Genomic DNA, 1118 nt, shown 5'->3' on the forward strand with positions numbered 1-1118 from the left:
TCATCTGACTTCCTCCGAAATCGGCGCCTGTCTCGCGGCATGCAGCCCCCGGGCGTAGGCGTCGGACATGTGCCAGGCCAAGACGATCAGGGCGCTGGTGAAGATGAGCGCGAAGATATGGCCGGGCCTCAGGCGCGAGCGGGGGCGCTTCGGCGGAATGGGCAGGGCCTCAAACCGAGCGTTGATGCTCCAGCGGCGGGCCTCGACGTCGGCGGCGTGGGCCTCGGTCGGGGAGAGCGGCGGATAGGGGCGAGGGGTGATCCGGTCGCAGTATTGGGCGATCTCGATGCTTCCCGAGCGTTTGTTGATGTGCGGCTCTCGGCGGGCGATCTGCATCATGCGGCCCTCCGCTCGGTCGCGGGTGGCGCGATCATGCCTGGCTGATATTCGGGCAGATCGTCCAGCGGGCGCAGGCCTTTCCAGCCCCGAACGCCGTAGCACAGGATGCAGATCGTCTCGTTGGACGGCGAAAGGCGCAGTGGAACCTGCCAGCCGGGCCTTTCGCAGTTGGAGCAAACTTCGCACATGGCTCTGTCTCCGTTGAATTAAATGCGCCCCGGCCCGCAGGCGATCCGGCAAAGGCCGGGGCAGTGACGGCGCAGCTACAGGCTTCTGCGCCGGGGAGGGGTGATCCATTTTCGCCCGTCGCAGATCAGGCATCGCGTTAAGGTGACGGGGGCGTTGGGGTAGTGGGCGGGAGCGGGATCGGTATAGATGCCGCGCCCCATGCATTCGGGGCAGGTCACGGCGTGTTCCGGTTGCTCTGGCCCCATGGTGCGCCGCAGGCTGATCGCCTCGCGCTCGGCATGCTCCGCGATATATTCGGGGATATTTGCCGAGAGGGGCGAGGCGTCCAGCATCAGGCGGCCGCCTCGGTGTCTGCGCCGCCGAGCAATCCGCCCTTTGCGATCCAGGCCTCGACGTTCCTCGGAGACCCGAAGCACCACGCAGGGGCCTCGTTATAGAGGAAGATCACGTAGTCATGCAGGCGGGTGCGGTTTTGGTCGTCGCCCCGCCGCACGGCCTCCATCAGGTCGTTGGACAGCACCGCAGTCATGAAGCTGCCGGGATTGATCCCGCGATCGATGTAGCGTTGCATCCCGTCTCGCATGTGCTCG

The 1118-nt window shown here is 66.0% G+C and carries 4 protein-coding genes; all 4 read right to left on the reverse strand.

The genetic code is table 11. The features are described from left to right. On the reverse strand, positions 1-339 hold the full coding sequence (locus ABNX41_RS21845; RefSeq protein ID WP_438671782.1) for a hypothetical protein: 339 nt from the start codon (positions 337-339) through the stop codon (positions 1-3). Continuing rightward, entirely contained in the window at positions 336-527 is a 192-nt protein-coding gene (locus ABNX41_RS21850; protein WP_438671783.1) for a hypothetical protein, read from the reverse strand. The genes ABNX41_RS21845 and ABNX41_RS21850 overlap by 4 nt, the downstream gene beginning before the upstream one ends. Before the next feature lie 75 nt (positions 528-602). Beyond that, entirely contained in the window at positions 603-860 is a 258-nt protein-coding gene (locus ABNX41_RS21855) for a hypothetical protein (RefSeq protein WP_438671784.1), read from the reverse strand. Beyond that, positions 860-1118, reverse strand: a 259-nt coding sequence (locus ABNX41_RS21860) for a hypothetical protein (protein ID WP_438671785.1), incomplete at its 5' end; no start/stop codon positions are given. The genes ABNX41_RS21860 and ABNX41_RS21855, both read right to left, overlap by 1 nt.

Source organism: Pseudogemmobacter sonorensis (assembly GCF_042762395.1).
GTDB classification, from domain to species: Bacteria; Pseudomonadota; Alphaproteobacteria; order Rhodobacterales; family Rhodobacteraceae; genus Pseudogemmobacter; species Pseudogemmobacter sonorensis.